General features: G+C 63.9%; 21 protein-coding genes. 12 read left to right on the top strand and 9 right to left on the bottom strand.

Features of this window, described 5'->3' with window-relative positions:
* Positions 1-88: 88 nt before the first annotated feature.
* Genes IGS60_RS23945 through IGS60_RS23925 form a run of 5 tightly spaced genes read left to right on the top strand, consistent with a single transcriptional unit; the run spans position 89 to position 4951 of the window.
* Complete coding sequence (locus IGS60_RS23945) at positions 89-1288, top strand: homoserine O-acetyltransferase (RefSeq protein WP_071650235.1); 1200 nt, start codon at positions 89-91, stop codon at positions 1286-1288.
* Entirely contained in the window at positions 1285-1896 is a 612-nt protein-coding gene (gene metW / locus IGS60_RS23940; RefSeq protein WP_070222822.1) for a methionine biosynthesis protein MetW, read from the top strand. The genes IGS60_RS23945 and metW overlap by 4 nt, the downstream gene beginning before the upstream one ends.
* A complete protein-coding gene (locus tag IGS60_RS23935) occupies positions 1896-3155 on the top strand; it encodes an AmpG family muropeptide MFS transporter (RefSeq protein WP_070222820.1) in 1260 nt (419 codons plus the stop codon). The genes metW and IGS60_RS23935 overlap by 1 nt, the downstream gene beginning before the upstream one ends.
* Positions 3136-4038: a M48 family metallopeptidase gene (locus IGS60_RS23930; protein WP_230506400.1), complete on the top strand. Its 903-nt coding sequence runs from the start codon at positions 3136-3138 to the stop codon at positions 4036-4038. The genes IGS60_RS23935 and IGS60_RS23930 overlap by 20 nt, the downstream gene beginning before the upstream one ends.
* 1 nt (position 4039) lies before the next feature.
* Positions 4040-4951, top strand: a complete 912-nt coding sequence (locus IGS60_RS23925) for a pseudouridine synthase (protein WP_230506399.1) — start codon at positions 4040-4042, stop codon at positions 4949-4951.
* A gap of 134 nt (positions 4952-5085) precedes the next feature.
* Here the strand turns inward: IGS60_RS23925 and IGS60_RS23920 are convergent, their stop codons facing one another.
* Positions 5086-5862, bottom strand: a complete 777-nt coding sequence (locus IGS60_RS23920) for an exodeoxyribonuclease III (RefSeq protein ID WP_070222814.1) — start codon at positions 5860-5862, stop codon at positions 5086-5088.
* A gap of 109 nt (positions 5863-5971) precedes the next feature.
* On the opposite strand from IGS60_RS23920, the gene pyrE reads away from it, so the two are divergent.
* Entirely contained in the window at positions 5972-6634 is a 663-nt protein-coding gene (gene pyrE, locus IGS60_RS23915; RefSeq protein WP_070222812.1) for an orotate phosphoribosyltransferase, read from the top strand.
* Here the strand turns inward: pyrE and IGS60_RS23910 are convergent.
* Both IGS60_RS23910 and IGS60_RS23905 read right to left on the bottom strand, forming a co-directional pair.
* Positions 6631-6873 (bottom strand): GNAT family N-acetyltransferase, encoded by a 243-nt coding sequence (locus tag IGS60_RS23910; RefSeq protein ID WP_230506398.1) that lies wholly within the window; start codon positions 6871-6873, stop codon positions 6631-6633. The two genes, pyrE and IGS60_RS23910, sit on opposite strands and share 4 nt — an antisense overlap.
* Complete coding sequence (locus IGS60_RS23905) at positions 6873-7616, bottom strand: sulfite exporter TauE/SafE family protein (protein WP_070311077.1); 744 nt, start codon at positions 7614-7616, stop codon at positions 6873-6875. The genes IGS60_RS23910 and IGS60_RS23905 overlap by 1 nt, the downstream gene beginning before the upstream one ends.
* A 125-nt stretch (positions 7617-7741) precedes the next feature.
* On the opposite strand from IGS60_RS23905, the gene IGS60_RS23900 reads away from it, so the two are divergent.
* The 5 genes from IGS60_RS23900 (at position 7742) to IGS60_RS23880 (ending at position 10669) form a co-directional block, all read left to right on the top strand.
* Positions 7742-8635 carry a LysR substrate-binding domain-containing protein gene (locus IGS60_RS23900; protein WP_034749390.1) on the top strand — a complete coding sequence of 298 codons (894 nt, stop codon included), beginning with the start codon at positions 7742-7744 and terminating at the stop codon, positions 8633-8635.
* Between the two features lie 21 nt (positions 8636-8656).
* A complete protein-coding gene (locus IGS60_RS23895) occupies positions 8657-9526 on the top strand; it encodes an alpha/beta fold hydrolase (protein WP_230506397.1) in 870 nt (289 codons plus the stop codon).
* A 95-nt stretch (positions 9527-9621) separates the two neighbouring features.
* A complete protein-coding gene (locus tag IGS60_RS23890; RefSeq protein ID WP_070222801.1) occupies positions 9622-9813 on the top strand; it encodes a YqaE/Pmp3 family membrane protein in 192 nt (63 codons plus the stop codon).
* Between the two features lie 62 nt (positions 9814-9875).
* Entirely contained in the window at positions 9876-10340 is a 465-nt protein-coding gene (locus IGS60_RS23885) for a carboxypeptidase-like regulatory domain-containing protein (RefSeq protein WP_230506396.1), read from the top strand.
* On the top strand, positions 10340-10669 hold the full coding sequence (locus IGS60_RS23880) for a hypothetical protein (protein ID WP_230506411.1): 330 nt from the start codon (positions 10340-10342) through the stop codon (positions 10667-10669). The genes IGS60_RS23885 and IGS60_RS23880 overlap by 1 nt, the downstream gene beginning before the upstream one ends.
* Here the strand turns inward: IGS60_RS23880 and IGS60_RS23875 are convergent.
* The 6 genes from IGS60_RS23875 to gatC form a co-directional block, all read right to left on the bottom strand.
* Positions 10662-11699 carry an oxidoreductase gene (locus IGS60_RS23875; protein WP_230506395.1) on the bottom strand — a complete coding sequence of 346 codons (1038 nt, stop codon included), beginning with the start codon at positions 11697-11699 and terminating at the stop codon, positions 10662-10664. The genes IGS60_RS23880 and IGS60_RS23875 overlap by 8 nt on opposite strands.
* A gap of 258 nt (positions 11700-11957) precedes the next feature.
* Positions 11958-13205 (bottom strand): M56 family metallopeptidase, encoded by a 1248-nt coding sequence (locus IGS60_RS23870; protein ID WP_230506394.1) that lies wholly within the window; start codon positions 13203-13205, stop codon positions 11958-11960.
* Positions 13202-13585, bottom strand: a complete 384-nt coding sequence (locus IGS60_RS23865) for a BlaI/MecI/CopY family transcriptional regulator (RefSeq protein WP_070289952.1) — start codon at positions 13583-13585, stop codon at positions 13202-13204. Before IGS60_RS23865 ends, IGS60_RS23870 begins: the two co-directional genes overlap by 4 nt.
* Before the next feature lie 190 nt (positions 13586-13775).
* On the bottom strand, positions 13776-15278 hold the full coding sequence (gatB, locus tag IGS60_RS23860) for an Asp-tRNA(Asn)/Glu-tRNA(Gln) amidotransferase subunit GatB (RefSeq protein ID WP_268994183.1): 1503 nt from the start codon (positions 15276-15278) through the stop codon (positions 13776-13778).
* Between the two features lie 8 nt (positions 15279-15286).
* Positions 15287-16783, bottom strand: coding sequence for an Asp-tRNA(Asn)/Glu-tRNA(Gln) amidotransferase subunit GatA (gatA, locus tag IGS60_RS23855; protein WP_230506392.1), 1497 nt, complete (start codon positions 16781-16783; stop codon positions 15287-15289).
* Positions 16784-16836: 53 nt separating this feature from the next.
* Positions 16837-17139: an Asp-tRNA(Asn)/Glu-tRNA(Gln) amidotransferase subunit GatC gene (gene gatC, locus IGS60_RS23850; protein ID WP_070222787.1), complete on the bottom strand. Its 303-nt coding sequence runs from the start codon at positions 17137-17139 to the stop codon at positions 16837-16839.
* Between the two features lie 351 nt (positions 17140-17490).
* On the opposite strand from gatC, the gene IGS60_RS23845 reads away from it, so the two are divergent.
* Positions 17491-18534 (top strand): rod shape-determining protein, encoded by a 1044-nt coding sequence (locus IGS60_RS23845; protein WP_010393186.1) that lies wholly within the window; start codon positions 17491-17493, stop codon positions 18532-18534.
* Positions 18535-18536: the final 2 nt, after the last annotated feature.

Here is an 18536-nt window from a genome sequence, read left to right as displayed (position 1 = left end):
TCCTGATGTTAAAGTTGCAGCACCTATCATCGCGGTGCTGCATCGACCATGGCCCGTGGGGCCGCCCCCCTTTTATAAACCGACACACATGTCATCCATTGGAATCGTTTCGCCGCAAACCATGTATTTTGCGCAACCCCTGCAGCTGCAAAGCGGCGCATCGCTGCGGGACTATATGTTGATGTATGAAACCTACGGCACCCTGAACGCCGACAAATCGAACGCGGTGCTGGTCTGCCACGCCCTGAACGCCTCGCACCACGTGGCCGGCGTCTATGCGGACGAGCCGAAAAGCACGGGCTGGTGGGACAATATGGTCGGCCCCGGCAAGCCGCTCGACACGGACAAGTTCTTCGTCATCGGCGTCAACAACCTCGGCTCCTGCTTCGGCTCGACGGGCCCCATGCACACCAATCCCGCCACCGGCAAGCCGTATGGCGCCAGCTTCCCCGTCGTGACGGTGGAAGACTGGGTCAGCGCGCAGGCGCGCCTGGCCGATGAACTGGGCATCACCCAGTTCGCCGCCGTGATGGGCGGATCGCTGGGCGGCATGCAGGCGCTGGCGTGGAGCATCATGTTCCCCGAGCGGCTGCGCCACTGCGTGGTGATCGCCTCGACGGCCAAGCTGTCGGCGCAAAACATCGCCTTCAATGACGTGGCGCGCCAGGCCATCCTGTCCGACCCCGATTACCATGGCGGCGACTTCTATGCGCACGGCGTGGTGCCGAAGAACGGCTTGCGCGTGGCGCGCATGGTGGGCCACATCACGTATCTGTCGAATGACGACATGGCCGAGAAATTCGGCCGCAAGCTGCGCGACGCGGCGCAGACGGGCGACTACAAATTCGGCTTCGGCATCGACTTCGAGATCGAATCGTATCTGCGCTACCAGGGAGACAAGTTCTCCGAGTACTTCGACGCGAACACGTATTTATTGATCACCAAGGCGCTCGACTATTTCGATCCGGCGCGCGCGCATGGCGGCGACCTGGCCAAAGCCCTGTCGGGTACCAAGGCCAGGTTCTTCCTCGCCTCGTTTTCCACCGACTGGCGCTTCTCGCCAGAACGCAGCCGCGAGATCGTCGAAGCGCTGGTGTGCAACCGCCGCCAGGTCACGTATGCCGAAATCGACGCGCCGCACGGCCACGACGCCTTCCTGCTGGAAGATGCGCGCTACATGAACATGGTGCGCGCCTATTATGGCCAGGTTTGGAACGACATCGGGGCGGGCTTGCCCGCTCCTGCACCGCACACCGCCGTCCGCCAGGGCGCCAAGGAGACCGCATGACTTTTGACGAATTGAGCGCGCTGCGCCCCGACCTGGCCTTCATCGCCCATTGGGTGCCGAACAACGCGCATGTGCTGGACGTGGGCTGCGGCGAAGGCGTGATGCTGCAGTATCTGCAAAGCGACAAGGAGTGCAGCGGCTATGGCATCGAGATCGCCGACGACAAGGTGCTGGCCAGCACCCTGCGCGGCGTGAACGTGATCCAGCAGGACATGGAAAAGGGCCTGGCCATCTTTGGCGACAACAGTTTCGATACGGTGCTGTGCCTGTCGTCCTTGCAGATGATGAAGCAGGTCGAGCCGCTGCTGCGCGACATCGTGCGCGTGGGCGCCGAGGCTATCGTCTCGTTCCCCAACTTCGCCTACTGGCCGCACCGCGTGGCCTTGCTGAAAGGCCGCATGCCCGTGTCGAAGTCGCTGCCCTACCAGTGGTACGACACGCCCAACGTGCGCTGCGCCACCATCAACGACTTCCGCGAGCTGGCCGAGGAATGCGGCCTGGAAGTGATCGAGTGCGTGGCCCTGGCCGAAGGCAAGATGGTCTCCGTGCTGCCCAACCTGCGTGGCGACCTGGCCGTCTTCCGCCTGCGTAAAAAAGCGGTGCATTGATGAGCACAAGCCCGGCGCCTGGCTGGCGTTCCTATGCCAATGGCCGCATGCTGGCCGTGCTGGTGCTGGGCTTCAGTTCCGGCCTGCCCCTGTTCATCCTGCTGTACCTGCTGCAGGCATGGCTGGCCAAGTCGGGCTTGAACGTCAAGGCGCTAGGGCTGTTCGCGCTGGTGCAGTTCCCGTACATCTGGAAATTCCTGTGGGCGCCCCTGATGGACCGCTACCGCATCCTGGGACTGGGACGCCGGCGCGGCTGGATGGCGCTCACGCAAGTGGCGCTGTTCTTTTCCATCGGCGCCATGGGCATGCTCGATCCGCTCACGCAGATCGGCCTGATCGCGGCCGCCGCCGGCGGCGTGGCCTTTCTGTCGGCCAGCCAGGACATCGTCATCGACGCCTACCGGCGTGAAATCCTTGCCGACAACGAGCAGGGCCTGGGCGCGGCCGTCATCGTCAACGCGTATAAAGTGGCGGGCATGGTGCCGGGCGCGCTGTCGCTGATCCTGGCCGACCGCATGCCGTGGCAGCCTGTCTTCTGGATCACGGCCGCCTTCATGCTGCCGGGTCTCGTGTGCACCCTGCTGATCAGGGAGCCGACCGTGTACGGCTCGCCGCCAAAGACCATGCGCGAAGCGATCATCCTGCCGTTCCAGGAATTCATCGCACGCGATGGTTGGCGTAACGCAATGTGGATACTCGCCTTCGTATTACTCTACAAAATCGGCGACAGCATGGCCACGGCGCTGGCGACGAAGTTTTATCTGGACCTGGGTTTTTCCATGACGCAGATCGGCCTGGCCGCCAACACCACGGGTTTCTGGGCCAGCCTGGCCGGTGGCGTGGTCGGTGGCGTGTGGATGCTCAAGCTGGGCATCAACCGGGGCCTGTGGGTGTTTGGCGCGCTGCAGGCGATCGCGATTCTGGGTTTCGCCTGGCTGGCGCAGGTGGGGCCGAATACCATGCTGCTCAGCGCCGTGATCGGTTTTGAAGCCTTCGCCAGCCTGGGCCTGGGCGCGGCCGCCTTTGTCGCGTTCCTGTCGCGCACCACGGACCCGCGCTATACGGCCACGCAATATGCCTTGTTTTCCAGCCTGAGCGCCGTGCCGCGCACCCTGATCAATGCCTCGGTGGGCTTTCTGGTCGCCGAGCTGGGCTGGTTCTCGTTTTTCATCGTGTGCTTCTTCCTGGCCTTTCCGGCCATGATGATGCTGCCTAAAATTGCTCCATGGAGGTCTGCCAATGGCACCAATATCCCTTAAACGTTACGCCATCCTGGCCAGCCTGTGCGCGGCCACCGCGCTGGCGCCCCTGTCCGCCCATGCCCAGCAGGCGACGGTCCAGGACGGCATCAAGGTGCGTCCCCTGTCGACGTCGCGCATCTTTGCCGGCGGCGCCGATTTCAATGCACAATCGAAGCAGCAATATGCGCAGCTGGTCAACGAGGCGAAGGAAAAAAATGCGCTGGTGCCCGACAGCGACCCGCAAGTGAAACGCCTGCGCGCCATCGCCCAGCGCATCATCCCGTTCGCCACGCGCTGGAACGAGGCGGCGGCCGACTGGAACTGGCAGGTCAACCTGCTCAATTCCGACCAGGTCAATGCATTCTGCATGCCGGGCGGGCAGATTGCTTTTTACAGCGGCATCATCACCAAGCTCAATCTGACCGACGACGAAGTAGCCATCGTCATGGGGCATGAAATCTCGCATGCGCTGCGCGAACACTCGCAGGCGCAGGCGGGCAAGGGCAACCTGGCCGCCGTCGGCGCCAAGCTGGCCGGCGCCGGACTGTCGGCCTGGCTCGGCGTCGATCCGAGCATCACCAGCACCGCCACGAATATGGCGGCGCAGGGCGTGATGCTGAAGTTTTCGCGCGACGATGAGCGCGAAGCGGACCTGATCGGCATGGACCTGGCCGCGCGCGCCGGTTTCGACCCGCGCGCCGGTGTCATCCTGTGGCAGAAAATGGCGGCAGTGAGCAAGGGCGCGCCGCCGGAGTTCCTCTCGACGCACCCGTCGGGCAAGGACCGTATCTCGCAGATGAACAGCCACATGGCGCAAGTGCTGCCTCTGTACGCGCGCAGCAAGGGCGTCAGCGTGGACGCCTTGCCGCCATACCGCAGCACCGCCATCGCGCAGCGCTAGAATGCCGAAGCGTCACGCCGCCGCACCCTTGCCCATGCGCGACGGCGTGGCGGCCAGCTACCTGTGGCTGCCGGAAGGGCAGTGGCCGGACATGCTGTCCTTTCTGGTCGAGCGCTATCCGCAGATCAGCGCCGCGCAATGGCGGGACCGCATGGCGCGCGGTGAAGTGGTCGATGGCGACGGCGCCGTGCTGGCGCCCGGCAGCACGTACAAGCGCGGCATGCGCATTTTTTACTACCGCGAGCTGGAGCGGGAAACGCCGATTCCCTTCCAGGAAGAGATCCTGTTCCAGGACGAGCATCTGATCGTGGTCGACAAGCCGCATTTCCTGCCCATGACGCCGGGCGGGCGCTTCGTGCAGGAGACCTTGCTGACGCGCCTGAAGAAACGGCTCGATAGCGCCGACCTCACGCCGATCCACCGCCTCGACCGCGAGACGGCCGGCGTGGTGATTTTTTCGCGCCAGATCGCCAGCCGGGGCGCCTATCAGTCGCTGTTCCAGCGCCGCGAAGTGCGCAAGACGTACGAGGCGCTGGCGCCCGTGCTGGCGGGACGCGATTTCCCATTCACCTACCGCAGCCGCATGGTCGAGGGCGCGCAGTTTTTTCTCATGCGCGAGGAAGCGGGTGAGCCGAATTCGGAAACCGTCATCGATGTGATCGAAGAGCGCGGCGGCGCGAATCTGTACCGGCTGCAGCCGCACACGGGGCGCAAGCACCAGCTGCGCGTGCACCTGGCCTCGCTGGGCATCCCCATCGTCAACGATGCGTTTTACCCTGTGGCCCTGCCGTGCAAGGAAGACGACATGTCGCAGCCCTTGCAGCTGCTGGCGCGGGCCATCGATTTCACGGACCCTTTGAGCGGCGAGCCGCGCCATTTCGAAAGCCGGCGCGTGCTGGCGTGGCATGCTTAATCCGCCACCATCACTGACGTGCCAACAATGCTGTCGGATTACGGTCCTGCGGACCTAACCCGACCTACAGCAGATTCAGCGTAGGTCGGGTTAGCGCGCAGCGCGTAAGCCGACACCACCACGGACGTATCAGATCAGCCCTTGACCGTGTAATCGATGATCAACGGTGCATGGTCGGAAAACCGCTCGTCCTTGTAGACGCTGACCGTATGCGCCTGGGCTGCGATGCCGGGCGTGGCGACGTGGTAATCGATGCGCCAGCCCACGTTCTTCGCGTAGGCTTGTCCGCGGTTGCTCCACCACGTGTACTGGTCTTCGCGCTTGTCCAGGCCGCGGTGCACGTCGACAAAGCCCACTTCGTCGAAGACGCGCGTCAGCCACGCGCGTTCCTCTGGGAGGAAGCCGGAATTCTTTTTGTTGCCCTTCCAGTTCTTCAGGTCGATTTCATGGTGGGCGATGTTCCAGTCGCCGCAGATGACCACTTCGCGTCCCAGCGCCTTCAATTCGAGCAAATGCGGCAGGAACAGTTCCATGAAACGGAACTTGGCTTCCTGGCGTTCCGGCCCGGACGAACCGGAGGGGCAGTACACGGAAATGACGGACAGGTTGCCAAAATCACAGCGCACGTAGCGGCCTTCGGCATCGAATTCGGGGCTGCCGAAACCGATATGCACGGCGTCCGGTTCCACCTTGCTGTATACGCCCGTGCCTGAGTAGCCCTTTTTCTCGGCATAGTGGAAATGGCCATGGTAGCCGTGCGGGTTGAGGAACTCCGGCGTCATGTCGGGCAGCTGCGCCTTCAATTCCTGTACGCAGATGAAATCGGCCGTCTGCGTGCCCATCCAGTTGAAAAAGCCTTTTTTTGCGGCGGAGCGGATGCCGTTCAGGTTGGCGGAGATAATTTTTGGCATAGAGTGAGAATGAAAAGGGCGCTGGACGGGGCCGGCGGGCGCGGCATGGCGATTGTCTCGCCGCTGCGCGCGGATTAAAATACAGGCACTTTTAAAAAATGAGGCTAATGTGAATAATTTACGCCAGCAGTTTATCGCGTTTTCAGTATCCAAGGGAGTCTTGCGGTTTGGCGAGTTCACCACCAAGGCCGGGCGATCATCGCCGTACTTCTTCAATGCGGGCCTGTTCCATGACGGCGCCACCCTGGCCGAGCTGGCGCAGTTCTACGCGCAGACCCTGCTCGACTCGGGCGTGGAATTCGACATGCTGTTCGGCCCCGCCTACAAGGGCATCACCCTGGCGTCGGCCACCGCCGTGGCGCTGGCCGGCAAGGGCCGCAACACCTCGTTCGCCTTCAACCGCAAGGAAGCCAAGGACCACGGCGAAGGCGGCACCATCGTCGGCGCCAAGCTGCATGGCAAAGTTGTCATCATTGACGATGTGATCTCGGCCGGCACCTCGGTGCGCGAATCGGTGGACATGATACGCGCCGCCGGCGCCGAACCATGCGCCGTGCTGATCGCCCTGGACCGCATGGAGCGTTCCGGCCCGGACGGCCAGCTGTCGCCAAGTTCGGCGGTGCAGGAAGTGTCGAAACAGTACGGCATTCCCGTCATCTCGATCGGCAACCTGGACGACTTGTTCGGCTACCTGAACGGCGCGGGCGCCGATCCGGAACTGCTCCAATACAAGGATGCCGTTTCCGCGTACCGCACGCGCTACGGTATTTAAGTCGTCTTTTCCAGCAGCGCCCGCAGCCGCGGGTCGCTGCAGGCGGCGCCAGCTTGCGGATGGCATTGCAGCAGCCGCTGCAGCAGCGCGCCGCCGATGCCGCGCCGGCGGAACGGCGGTTTCACGAACAGCATGTTCACCGTCACTTCATCGGCGTCTCTGCTGATATCGAGCATGGCCACCTGCTGGCCGTCGATCCACGCGCACAGCGCGCTGTCCCCTTGCCAGTCTATCCGCATCACGCCAGCCATGGTTTGACCGCCGCATGCAGGCCCAGGGCGAACAGGCCGATAAAAAAGCAGCGCTTGAATACCTGCTGCGCGATTCGCCCGCGCAGCCATTGACCGGCCAGCATGCCGGCCAGCGCCGGCAGCAGCGCATACGCGGATGCGCCGGCCGCGCCGAGGCTGAAGTCGCCGTGCAGGGCCAGGCTGGCCGCCAGCGCCACGGTCGACGCGGTAAACGCCAGGCCCAGCGCCTGCACCAGCGCGTCGCGCGCCAGCCCCAGTCCCTGCAGATACGGCACGGCGGGGATTACGAACACGCCCGTGGCGGCCGTTACCAGTCCCGTCACGGCGCCTGCCACGGGGCCCAGCCACGCTTCATGCCGCGCCGGCACGCGCAGCTGCAGCGAGAACAGGCCCGCCAGCGCGTACAGCATCAGCGCCACGCCCAGCGCGCAGACGGCCCAGGCGCCGCTGTCGGCCGGCAGCAGGGCGCCGCCCGCCACGGTAGCGGCCATGACGGCCGCCAGCATGGGCCACAGGCGCCCCAGCAGGGCGCGCAGGCCGGGGCCGGCCGCCAGTTGCCACACATTCGTCACCATCGACGGCACGATCAAGAGGGCCGCCGCCTGCACGGGCGGCATGACGAGGCTGAGCGTGCCCATGGCCACCGTCGGCAAGCCCAATCCGACTACGCCCTTGACGAAGCCAGCGACGAGGAAGCTGGCGCCGACGGCCAGCAGAAATGATGTCTCCATTTTTTCTGTTCCACAGTGAATTGCGTGGATTCTGCGCGTGCTGGGCGGTTTCGCCAAGGTGGATTATTTTGAGTCAGCCTCAGTAAAATACGAAGGCTGGTAAGATGGGGAAAAGGGGAGCCGTCATGCGCTTTGATCTGGTCGATTTACAGCTGTTCGTCAACGTCGTGGAAGCGGGCAGCCTGACGGCGGGCGCCGCGCGCAGCCATCTCGCATTGGCCTCCAGCAGCGCGCGCGTGCGCGGCATGGAAGAGATGCTGGGCATGCCCTTGCTGCTGCGCGGACGGCGCGGCGTGGAGCCGACGCCCGTGGGCCAGACCTTGCTGCATCACGCGCGCCTCGTCTTGCTGCAAATGGAGAAAATGCGTGGCGAGCTTGGCGAGTTTGCGCGCGGCTTGAAAGGGCAGTTGCGCCTGCTGTGCAATACGGCCGCGCTCAGCGAATTTTTGCCCGAGGCGCTAGGCGCTTTTCTCGACCGCCATCCGAACCTGACCATCGACCTGGAAGAGCGCCTCAGTTACGATATCGTCAAGGCCGTCTCGGAAGGGCTGGCCGACATGGGCATCGTGTCCGACTCGGTCGACATGCGCGGCTTGCAGACGTTTCTGTTCCGCCCCGACCGGCTGGTCGTCATCGCCGCGGCCGATGGCGTGCATCACCGCGCGCTCGGACAGGATGGCGTCGTCGACTTTGCCAGCGTGCTGGATCACGATTTCATCGGCCTGGCCGACGATAGCGCGATGCAGCAGTACCTGGGCATGCATGCGGCGCGCCTGGGCCGCCCCTTGAAGGTGCGCGTGCGCCTGCGCAGCTTCGATGCCGTGTGCCGCATGGTGGCCAGCGGCGTGGGCATCAGCGTGGTGCCGCTGGCGGCGGCCAGCCGCTGCCAGCAGACGATGGCGCTGCGCTGCCTGGAATTATCCGATCCCTGGTCGGTACGCAATCTGACGATCTGCGTGCGCCAGTTCAGTGAATTACCCCTGTATGCGCGCCAGTTGATCGATCATCTGAAGGCGTGACAGGGCATGACAGGAGCAGCGATGCGTTTTTCAGAAGACAAGATGGCCAGCCTGCTGTGCAGCGACCGGGTCGAACGGCCCATCCACATCTGGCAGCCGCCACAGCCCCCTCGCGCCGTGATCCTGGCGATCCACGGCGGCATGGCGCATGCGGGCGACTACGTCACGCCGGCGCTATACTTCCGCCAGCACGGCATCGCCACCGTCAGCTTCGACATGGTGGGCCACGACGGCAAGCGCAAGGTGGACATCCCCTCGTTCGACGCCTTCCTTGACGACGAAGAGCTGTTCCTCGCCTGGGTCAAGCAGGCGTATCCGGGCGTGCCGATCTTCGTCATGGGCCACTCCATGGGCGGCCTGATCGCCACCCACCTGGGGCTGCGCCGCTTTGCGGGCGATCCGGCCATCAAGGGCTTCATTATTTCATCGCCGTATTACGTGAATGCGATTCCCGTGCCGAAGGTGCTGCAGATGCTGTCGGGCTGGCTGGCGCGGCGCTTCCCCACGATGAAGGTGCCGCTGGGTAACCTGACCATGCTGCTCACGCATGACCAGACCATCACCGCGCGCCATTTCCAGGACGAGCGCGACGGCATACGCGCCAGTGCGGCGTCGGTGCGGTTTGCCCATGCGCTGACGTCGGCGCAAAAGGAACTGGCGGGCGGCCTGTCGGACTGGCGCTTCCCCCTGTTCGCCGCGGTGGCGGGCGACGACAAGCTGGCCGACAGCCGCGCCACGGAAAGCCTGCTGCGCAGCGTGCCCGATGGCTTGCTCGACTATCATTTTTATCCGGCCAATTATCACGAGAATTTCAATGAAGTGAACCGCGAAGCGATCTTTGCCGCCATCCTGGCCTGGATGGAAAAACTGCTTGCACCCGTGCAGGCTTGACGGCCGGGTATCGTTATAATCGGTTTGACTGCATTTACCGCCGGCGCATGCCGGCCCGGTCCCCGCGGCACAGGGGAATACTCAAGGAACGAACGATGCGCTTGCTGATTGCCCTGTTACTCCCATGGCTGACCTTTTTCACGATCGGCCGTCCGATCGCCGGCATCATTTGCCTGATCCTGCAAATCACCTTGATCGGCTGGCTGCCGGCCACGATCTGGGCCGTGTATGCGCTGAGCCAGTACAAGACGGACCAGAAGATCGCCGACGCCATGCGCCGGCGCTAACCTTCTAAGACTGGCCTAAGCTGCGCTTCCTATCTTGATTCAACCGACATGAGGAGAGTGAGATGGCGTTAAACAGACGCGGTACCCTGGGCCTGGCGGCGGCGATGCTGGCCGCCGGGCTGTTGCTGGGAAGTGCGGCGCAGGCGCAAACCGACGGCGCACTGCCGCCCGTGCAGAAAAGCGGGGCGGTGGAGTACCTGAGCGGCGGCATCGGCCTCGATGAGTCGACGGCCATCAAGAGCGCCAGCCGGCATTGGCCTTTGAGCCTGGTGTTTTCCGTGCAGGCGGCGGGCAAGGCGGAATTTGCTTCCGACGTGAAGCTGGAAATACGCGATGCCAAGGGTAATCCGGTGCTGGACACGACGGCCAGCGGACCGTTCCTGCTGGCGAAACTGCCGCCAGGCAGCTACAGCCTGCGCGCCACCCTGGCCGGCAAGTCGCTGGAGCGCAAGGTGCAGATCAAGGCAGGCAGTTCCGCGCGCGTGGAGCTGGTCTGGCCAGCAGGAACGAACCAGGGCCGGCCTTGATGCCTGGCGACGGCAAGGCGCCCGAACGGGGCTTGTCGGCGCGGGGCTTGTCGGCGCATATCCTGCCCACGTCGGCGACGATGGTCGGCGTGTGCATGACGGTGCTGTCGATCGGGCATCTGGCGCCGCGCGGCGACATGCGCGTGGTCATCGACAAGCTGCTCGCCGTCGATGCCATCGTCTTTCTCGTCAGCGCCGTGCTCTCGTTCATGTCGCTGCGCCCCGGCCAGTCGCGCTTGCGCTACGAATCGTGGGGCGAGCTGTTGTTCATCTGCGGCCTGGCCTTGCTGGCGCTGGGCGCCGTGGTGCTGGCCTTCGTCATCAACTGACCGCGAGCACGCGCCCTTCGGCGGCGCTTTGCAGCGCCAGTTCGATCAGGCGTATCGTCGCTGCCGCATCCTCGGCCGCCACGGGCGCCGGTGCGCCGTGGTGGATGGCGTCGGCCATGCCCTGGTAAAAGTCCTGGTAGCGGCCCGCCTGCATCTCGAGGTGTTCGCAATGGCCGTCCGGCTGCGTGCCCAGGTGCAGCGCGCCGCGCACGGGGTCCACGCCCCAGCCGGGCTGGCCCGGCCTGCCGCCCGCCTTCAGCGCGTCTTCCTGCGGATCGAGGCCGAATTTCACGAAACTGCCCTTGTCGCCATGCACGGCGAAGCGCGCCGTCGGCGCCTTCACCAGGCAGCCCGCTTGCAGCACCACGCGCAGCCGGTCGTAATACAAAACGATGTGCATGTAGTCGACGGCTTGCGCGCCATCGCGCTGCAGGACGATATCGGCGTACAGTTTTTCCGGCTTGCCGAACAGCTGCATGGCCTGGTCCAGCATGTGCGGACCCAGGTCGTACAGCAAGCCGCCGCCCGGCGCGCCGGATTCGCGCCAGCGCTGGCGGATCTCGGGGCGGAAACGGTCGAAGTGCGATTCGACGCTGGCGATGCGCCCCAGCGTGCCTTGCGCCAGCAGCGCTTGCAGGGTCAGGAAGTCGCCATCCCAGCGCCGGTTGTGATACACGCTGAGCACCAGCTGGCGCTCTTTCGCCAGCGCGATCAGACTCTGCGCCTCCGCGCTGGAAATGGTGAAGGGCTTGTCGACCACCACGTGCTTGCCCGCCTGCAGGGCCGCCTGCGCCAGGCTGAAATGCGCCTCGTTGGGCGCGGCGATGACGACCAGTTCGATCGAGGCATCGGCAAACAGCTGCGCCGCATCCGCATACACGGTGGCGTGCGGCCAATCCTTGTGCACGAGCTCGGGCTTGCTGGAGGCGACGGCCGCCAGTTCCAGGGCATCGATGGCGGACAGGACGGGAGCGTGGAAGGTGGAGCCGGCAAAGCCGTAGCCGACCAGGCCGGTTTTGATCTTGTTCATGGCGGGTTCACAGGTGCGTGGAAGAATCCATGATCATACCCGCAAGCGGGCGGCGGCACCGCTGCAGCAATGCTGCCACGATGCCGCCGCGCATGCTTTAGAGCCTATCCCAGTAGGGAGCGTCTTTTGCAAGCAGCACATCAGGAGCGCGGACAAGGCGCGAGGAGGACGCGTGGCGAGCCACGCGACGACGAACAACGCAGTCCCCGCTTCTGAGGGGCGCTTGCAAGAGATGTATTCATCTACTGGGATAGGATCTTAGTTCAGGCTCCAGACGTATTGCACCTTGACGCTGGCGCTGACCGGCTTGCCGCCAGCGAGGGCCGGCTTGAACGTGCACTTGGCAATGCCAGTGCGCGCCGCCTCGTCGAGGGCAGGATGGCCGCTGCTCTTGACCACGCTTGACCCTTGGACCTTGCCGGTGGCGTCGACATCAAAGGACAGGTTGACCGTGCCCGTTTCCTTCGCCTGCAGCGATGCGGGCGGGTAGACCGGTTTGCCGCACACGCCAAAGTCGATGACGGGGCGGCGCTCCAGCACGGGTGCGCTGTCGGCGGCGACGGCCTGGCCGTAGATGCCGAGGCAGGCGCCGGCCAATGCCAGCAGCGGCACGGCCGCCTTCCAGTTCAGGGCTTGTGGTGCGGGGCGCAGCAATCGTTTGATACGTGACATAAGATCTCCTCCGTTGGCCGCCTGGGCCAGGTGGTGGGTTGAGAACTGGAGACGTTCCAGTTCCGAGAGTGCAAGAGCCAGACGCCGCGGTTCGCCCAGTTGTCTTGCTGCGAAATCATCTGCAATATGTTCGCGTTCGAGGCGCACGCCGCGTGAAATCCACCAGACGGCAGGGTGGAAGAACAGCAGCGCCTCGATGGCGTTTTGCAGCAGGTTGATCAGATAATCGTGGCGCCGGATGTGCGCCAGTTCATGCGCCAGCAGCGCATCGAGCAGGTGCGGCGGCATGCCGGTGAGCAGCGCCGCGGGCACCAGCACCATGGGGCGCCAGATGCCGGCCGTGAGCGGACTGGCGATGTTGTCGAGCACGCGCAGCCGCACGGGCCGCGCCACGCCGGCATCGTGCGCCATGCGCGACAGCCTTGTCTGCAGTTGTGCATGCGTGGCGCCCGTATTCCTGGCGCTGCGCTCTATCCACAGCATGCCCAGCGCCATGCGCACGGCCAGCACGGCGGCGCACACGGCCCACACGCCGACGACGGCGCGCAGCAGCAGGTCCAGGTCGGGCAGGCTGTCGGGCGCCAGCAGGGCGGCGGGCAGCAAGGCGCTGGAGTACAGCGCGCCCGTGGCATCGGCCCCGGCCAGGCGCAGATACAAGCCCGCCGCCGGCCACGCCAGGCAGGCCAGCAGGGCGCCGCAACCGACGGCGTAGCGCGCCTCGGGACGCGCATTGCGCAGGGCCGCCCACGCCAGCGCCGTGGCGCAGCCGATCAGCAGCCCTTGCCACAGGAAGTGCAGCAGGGTCCAGCCCAGCGCCGGCACGAAGCCGCTCATGACTGATCGTCCTTGAGCATTTTTTCGATTTCCTCGCGTTCGGCGCGCGACACGCCCGTGCGCAGCGCCGCCAGCACCAGCGCCTTGGCCGAACCGGCAAAGGCCTTCTGCATCAATTCCTTCAGCAGATTCGTCTGCAGGCTGTCCTGCGCCTGGGCCGGCGCATACACGTGCGAGCGCTGGCTTTCGTCGCGGATCAGCAAGCCCTTGCCGTGCATGATCTGCATCAGGCGCAGCACGGTGCCATAGGTGATGGCCGGCTTGGCCAGCGCCATCGCCTCGTGCACCTGCTTGGCCGTGGCCGCACCCAGCGGCCACAGCGCCTGCAGCAGATCGAGCTCGGCTGCCGTCGGTTTCGGGGTGTCGTGCGTCTTGGCCATGCGGTTTTCCTCTTGCCTGAAATTCAATATGGCTAGATTAAACCTTGTAGACAAAAATGTATACTTTAATTTTCAGTGGCGTATAAACGCCTGTCAGACGTGACATAAAACGTAGACAAGCTTGTTTATGAGGAGACCCGACAGGCAAAAAAAAAGACGCCGCAGCGTCTTTTTTTGGGGCGAGTGAAAATTATCCAGCCAGCTTGGCCTTCAGCAGTTCCGTCAGCTGGGCCGGGTTGGCCTTGCCCTTGGATGCCTTCATGGCCTGGCCGATCAGCGCGTTGATGGCCGCTTCCTTGCCGGCGCGGTACTGCTCCACCGACTTGGCGTTGGCCGCCAGTACTTCATCGACGATGGCTTCCAGCGCGCCCGAGTCCGAGATTTGCTTCAAGCCCTTGGCGTCGATGATGGCGTCGACCAGATGCTCGTCGTTTGACTTCGCTTCCCACATGCCGGCGAAGACTTCCTTTGCCGCCTTGTTCGAGATCGTGCCGTCGGCGATGCGCTTGAGCATGGCGGCCAGCTGGGCGGCGGAGACGGGCGCGTCGTCCAGGTCCACGCCTTCGCGGTTCAGGGTCGACGAGACGTCGCCCATCAGCCAGTTGGCGGCGGCCTTGGCGTTTTCCTTGCCGGCCTTGTCCACCACGGCGACGAAATAGGTGGCCATGGCTTTCGATTGCGTCAGCACCAGCGCATCGTAGTCCGGCAGTGCGTATTCGCTGATGAAGCGGGCGCGCATGGCGGCCGGCAGTTCCGGCATCGAGGCCTTGACCGTGTCGATCCACGCTTGCGAGATGACCAGCGGCGGCAGGTCAGGGTCCGGGAAGTAGCGGTAATCCTGCGCGTCTTCCTTGCTGCGCATTTCGCGCGTTTCCTTGCGGTCCGGATCGTACAAACGCGTCGCTTGCACGACCTTGCCGCCGTCTTCGATCAGTTCGATCTGGCGGCGCACTTCGACGTGCACGGCTTCCTCGATGAAGCGGAAGGAGTTCAGGTTCTTGATCTCGCAGCGCGTGCCGAATTCCTTCTGGCCGACGGGGCGCACGGAAACGTTGACGTCGCAGCGGAACGAGCCTTCCTGCATGTTGCCGTCGCAAACGCCCAGCCACATGACCAGCGAGTGCAGCGCTTTGGCGTAAGCCACGGCTTCGGCGGCGCTGCGGATTTCCGGCTCCGAGACGATTTCCAGCAGCGGCGTGCCGGCGCGGTTCAAGTCGATGCCGCTCATGCCGGCATAGTCTTCGTGCAAGGACTTCCCGGCGTCTTCTTCCAGGTGGGCGCGCGTCAGGTTCACCGTCTTGGTGACGAATTCGCCATCCTTTTCATAGCCGAAGGTCAGTGCGCCGCCGATGACGACAGGGTCTTCGAACTGGCTGATCTGGTAGCCCTTGGGCGAATCGGGATAAAAATAGTTTTTGCGGGCGAAGACCGAGTGCGGCGCGACGGTGGCGCCCACGGCCAGGCCAAAGCGGATCGCGCGGTCGACGGCTTGCTTGTTCATCACCGGCAGCACGCCCGGCAGCGCCAGATCGACGGGGCTCGCCTGCGTGTTGGCTTCGGCGCCGTACTTGATCGGCGAACCGCTGAAAATTTTGGATTCGGTCGTGAGCTGCACGTGGTTCTCAAGACCGATGACGACTTCCCATTGCATAGTGTTCTCGCTTAATTTGGTGGCGCCGCCTGGGCGGCGCAAATTTTTTCTTAGATGCCGGCCGTTGCGTTGCCTGGAGCACGCGTATGCCAGTCCGTCACTTGCTGGAACTGGTGGGCCACGTTCAGCAGTTTGGCTTCGCCAAAATAATTGCCGATGATTTGCAGGCCGACGGGGCGCTTGCCGTTTTTCTCGCCTGCGCCGAAGCCGCAGGGTATCGACATGCCGGGCAGGCCGGCCAGGCTGGTCGACAGGGTGTAGATGTCGGCCAGGTAGTTCGCCACCGGGTCGTCCGTCTTGTCGCCCAGGTCCCAGGCGACGGTCGGCGCGACGGGGCCCATGATGACGTCGCAGACGGCGTCCGGGCCATTCAGGACGGCGTCGAAATCCTGCGCGATCAGGCGGCGGATCTTTTGCGCCTTCAGATAGTAGGCGTCGTAGTAGCCATGGCACAGCACGTAGGTGCCGACCATGATGCGGCGCTGCACTTCCGGACCGAAGCCCTGGGCGCGCGACTTCTTGTACATGTCCTGCAAGTCCTTGTACTCGGCGGCGCGGTGGCCGTAGCGCACGCCGTCGTAGCGCGACAGGTTCGACGATGCTTCGGCCGGGGCGATCATGTAATAGGCGGGAATCGACAGGGCCGTATTCGGCAGCGAGATGTCGACCAGGGTGGCGCCCAGCTTTTCATACTGCGCCAGCGCGCTGCGCACGGCCGCTTCCACGTCCTTGGCCAGGCCCTCGCCGAAGTACTCGCGCGGCACGCCGATGCGCAAGCCCGTCAACGGCTGGCCCAGTTCACGTGAAAAATCTTCCGCCACGCCGCCCTGTTCCGGCGACAGGCTGGTCGAGTCGCGTTCGTCGAAGCCGGCCATGGCGGTCAGCAGCAGGGCGCAGTCTTCGGCCGAGCGGGCCATCGGGCCGCCCTGATCCAGCGACGAGGCAAAGGCGATCATGCCGAAGCGCGAGACGCGGCCATAGGTCGGCTTGATGCCGGTGATGCCGCAGAAGGCGGCCGGCTGGCGGATCGAGCCGCCCGTATCGGTGCCGGTAGCCGCTGGCGTGAGGCCGGCCGCGACGGCGGCGGCCGAGCCGCCGGACGAGCCGCCCGGCACGGCTGTTTTATCCCACGGGTTCTGCACGGCGCCGAAGGCCGAGTTCTCGTTGCCGGAACCCATGGCGAATTCATCGCAGTTGACCTTGCCCAAAGTGACCATGCCGGCCGTCTGGAATTTTTCCACCACGGTGGCGTCAAACGGGCTGGCGTAGTTGGCCAGCATTTTCGAGCCGGCCGTCGTGCGCCAGCCTTTCGTGACGAACAAGTCCTTGTGCGCGATCGGCACGCCCGTCAATGGCGTGGCCGTGCCGGCGGCGATACGCGCGTCGGCGTCGGCTGCTTGCGCCAGGGTCAGGGCACGGTCGATGTGCAGGAAGGCGTTCGAGTTGTCCGCTTCGATGCGGTCGAGGAAATGCGTCGCCAGTGCAACGGCGGAAATTTCCTTGTTCTGCAAAAGCGTGGACAGCTGTTTGATGGATTTTGTATGCATGGCGTTTCTATTGTGATATTCGGCAAGAAGGCGGGAACGGCGCAACGGCGTGTTTATTCGATAACCTTGGGAACGAGATAGAGTCCATCCTGTACCTTCGGCGCCACGGCCTGGTAGGCGTCGCGGCGATTCTGTTCCGTGGCGACGTCTTCGCGCAGGCGCAGGGCGATATTGTCCATGTGGGCGGCCAGCGGGTGGCTCAGGGGCGCCACACCATCGGTATTGACGGCTTGCATTTGTTCCGCCAGTGCGAAAATCTTGTTCAATTGGGCCAAAGACGTGACGGCCTGGTCGTCGGCCATTTCAAGTTGGGCCAGGTGGGCGATGCGTTTTACGTCGGAGAGTGTCAGGGACATGGCGAATGGCGCGGAGTGCCGCGCATTAGTATTAAGTTGGCGTTTTGATAAAACGCGGGTATTTACTGCTATTTTGCTCACAAAAATCGAGGAATGCCGCGTAACTCGCGGCTGCAAGAGTCGCACTTTTCCATGGTTTTTGAGCAAATCGCATTCAAATTATAAGGTAGAATGGCGGGTTAATGCGTTGCCGGCGCTGATGGACCGCTGCCGCAGCATAGAAAAGATTGCGCAAGCGCCAAGCGAAACCCGAAAAAATCGCCTCCACGGATTTTCAGGGTGCCTGAAAGCGCCCGCTTTGAAACTCCCCATAAACAGCTTTTGCGCAGCTCGATGCGCTACAGGACACTCATGTTTGGTTTTTTACGCAGGTATATCTCCACCGATCTGGCCATTGACTTGGGCACGGCCAACACCCTTATTTATGTACGCGGCCTCGGTATCGTCCTGGACGAGCCATCCGTCGTCGCCATCCGCCAGGAAGGCGGTCCGAATGGCAAGAAGACCATTCAGGCAGTCGGCAAGGAAGCCAAGCAGATGCTGGGCAAAGTGCCGGGCAATATCGAAGCGATTCGTCCGATGAAAGATGGCGTGATCGCCGACTTCACCGTGACCGAACAGATGCTCAAGCAATTCATCCGCATGGTGCATGACTCGAAATTCTTCCGTCCATCGCCGCGCATCATCATTTGCGTGCCGTGCGGTTCGACCCAGGTCGAACGCCGCGCGATCCGCGAATCGGCCCTGGGCGCCGGCGCCTCGCAGGTGTACCTGATCGAGGAACCGATGGCAGCGGCCATCGGCGCGGGCTTGCCCGTGTCGGAAGCGACCGGCTCGATGGTGGTCGACATCGGCGGCGGCACGACGGAAGTGGGCATCATCTCGCTGGGCGGCATGGTCTACAAGGGTTCCGTGCGCGTGGGCGGCGACAAGTTCGATGAAGCCATCGTCAACTACATCCGCCGCAACTACGGCATGCTGATCGGCGAACAGACGGCCGAAGCCATCAAGAAGGCCATCGGTTCGGCCTTCCCTGGTTCGGAAGTGAAGGAAATGGAAGTCAAGGGCCGCAACCTGTCCGAAGGCATCCCGCGTTCGTTCACCATTTCCAGCAACGAGATCCTCGAAGCGCTGACCGACCCGCTGAACAACATCGTCTCGGCAGTGAAAAACGCGCTGGAACAGACGCCGCCGGAACTGGGCGCCGACATCGCCGAAAAAGGCATGATGCTGACGGGCGGCGGCGCGCTGCTGCGCGACCTGGACCGCCTGCTGATGGAGGAAACCGGCCTGCCGGTGCTGGTGGCCGAGGACCCGCTCACCTGCGTGGTGCGCGGTTCCGGGATGGCACTGGAACGTATGGACAAGCTCGGCTCGATCTTCTCCTACGAATAATC

It is taken from the genome of Janthinobacterium sp. FW305-128 (assembly GCF_020858135.1).
Taxonomy (GTDB): Bacteria; Pseudomonadota; Gammaproteobacteria; order Burkholderiales; family Burkholderiaceae_D; genus Janthinobacterium.
This window is presented reverse-complemented; position numbering and strand designations above follow the sequence as displayed.

What these genes read in the sequence shown, in the direction of transcription:
- IGS60_RS23845 (WP_010393186.1), top strand. Translation starts at nt 17,491, where the DNA reads ATGTTTGGTTTTTTACGCAGGTATATCTCCACCGATCTGGCCATTGAC.
- IGS60_RS23945 (WP_071650235.1), top strand. Translation starts at nt 89, where the DNA reads ATGTCATCCATTGGAATCGTTTCGCCGCAAACCATGTATTTTGCGCAA.
- IGS60_RS23875 (WP_230506395.1), bottom strand. Translation starts at nt 11,699, where the DNA reads ATGAACAAGATCAAAACCGGCCTGGTCGGCTACGGCTTTGCCGGCTCC.
- IGS60_RS23925 (WP_230506399.1), top strand. Translation starts at nt 4,040, where the DNA reads ATGCCGAAGCGTCACGCCGCCGCACCCTTGCCCATGCGCGACGGCGTG.
- IGS60_RS23910 (WP_230506398.1), bottom strand. Translation starts at nt 6,873, where the DNA reads ATGCGGATAGACTGGCAAGGGGACAGCGCGCTGTGCGCGTGGATCGAC.
- IGS60_RS23905 (WP_070311077.1), bottom strand. Translation starts at nt 7,616, where the DNA reads ATGGAGACATCATTTCTGCTGGCCGTCGGCGCCAGCTTCCTCGTCGCT.
- gatC (WP_070222787.1), bottom strand. Translation starts at nt 17,139, where the DNA reads ATGTCCCTGACACTCTCCGACGTAAAACGCATCGCCCACCTGGCCCAA.
- IGS60_RS23920 (WP_070222814.1), bottom strand. Translation starts at nt 5,862, where the DNA reads ATGCCAAAAATTATCTCCGCCAACCTGAACGGCATCCGCTCCGCCGCA.
- IGS60_RS23900 (WP_034749390.1), top strand. Translation starts at nt 7,742, where the DNA reads ATGCGCTTTGATCTGGTCGATTTACAGCTGTTCGTCAACGTCGTGGAA.
- metW (WP_070222822.1), top strand. Translation starts at nt 1,285, where the DNA reads ATGACTTTTGACGAATTGAGCGCGCTGCGCCCCGACCTGGCCTTCATC.
- IGS60_RS23930 (WP_230506400.1), top strand. Translation starts at nt 3,136, where the DNA reads ATGGCACCAATATCCCTTAAACGTTACGCCATCCTGGCCAGCCTGTGC.
- IGS60_RS23880 (WP_230506411.1), top strand. Translation starts at nt 10,340, where the DNA reads ATGCCTGGCGACGGCAAGGCGCCCGAACGGGGCTTGTCGGCGCGGGGC.
- gatA (WP_230506392.1), bottom strand. Translation starts at nt 16,783, where the DNA reads ATGCATACAAAATCCATCAAACAGCTGTCCACGCTTTTGCAGAACAAG.
- IGS60_RS23890 (WP_070222801.1), top strand. Translation starts at nt 9,622, where the DNA reads ATGCGCTTGCTGATTGCCCTGTTACTCCCATGGCTGACCTTTTTCACG.
- IGS60_RS23885 (WP_230506396.1), top strand. Translation starts at nt 9,876, where the DNA reads ATGGCGTTAAACAGACGCGGTACCCTGGGCCTGGCGGCGGCGATGCTG.
- IGS60_RS23895 (WP_230506397.1), top strand. Translation starts at nt 8,657, where the DNA reads ATGCGTTTTTCAGAAGACAAGATGGCCAGCCTGCTGTGCAGCGACCGG.
- IGS60_RS23865 (WP_070289952.1), bottom strand. Translation starts at nt 13,585, where the DNA reads ATGGCCAAGACGCACGACACCCCGAAACCGACGGCAGCCGAGCTCGAT.
- IGS60_RS23935 (WP_070222820.1), top strand. Translation starts at nt 1,896, where the DNA reads ATGAGCACAAGCCCGGCGCCTGGCTGGCGTTCCTATGCCAATGGCCGC.
- IGS60_RS23870 (WP_230506394.1), bottom strand. Translation starts at nt 13,205, where the DNA reads ATGAGCGGCTTCGTGCCGGCGCTGGGCTGGACCCTGCTGCACTTCCTG.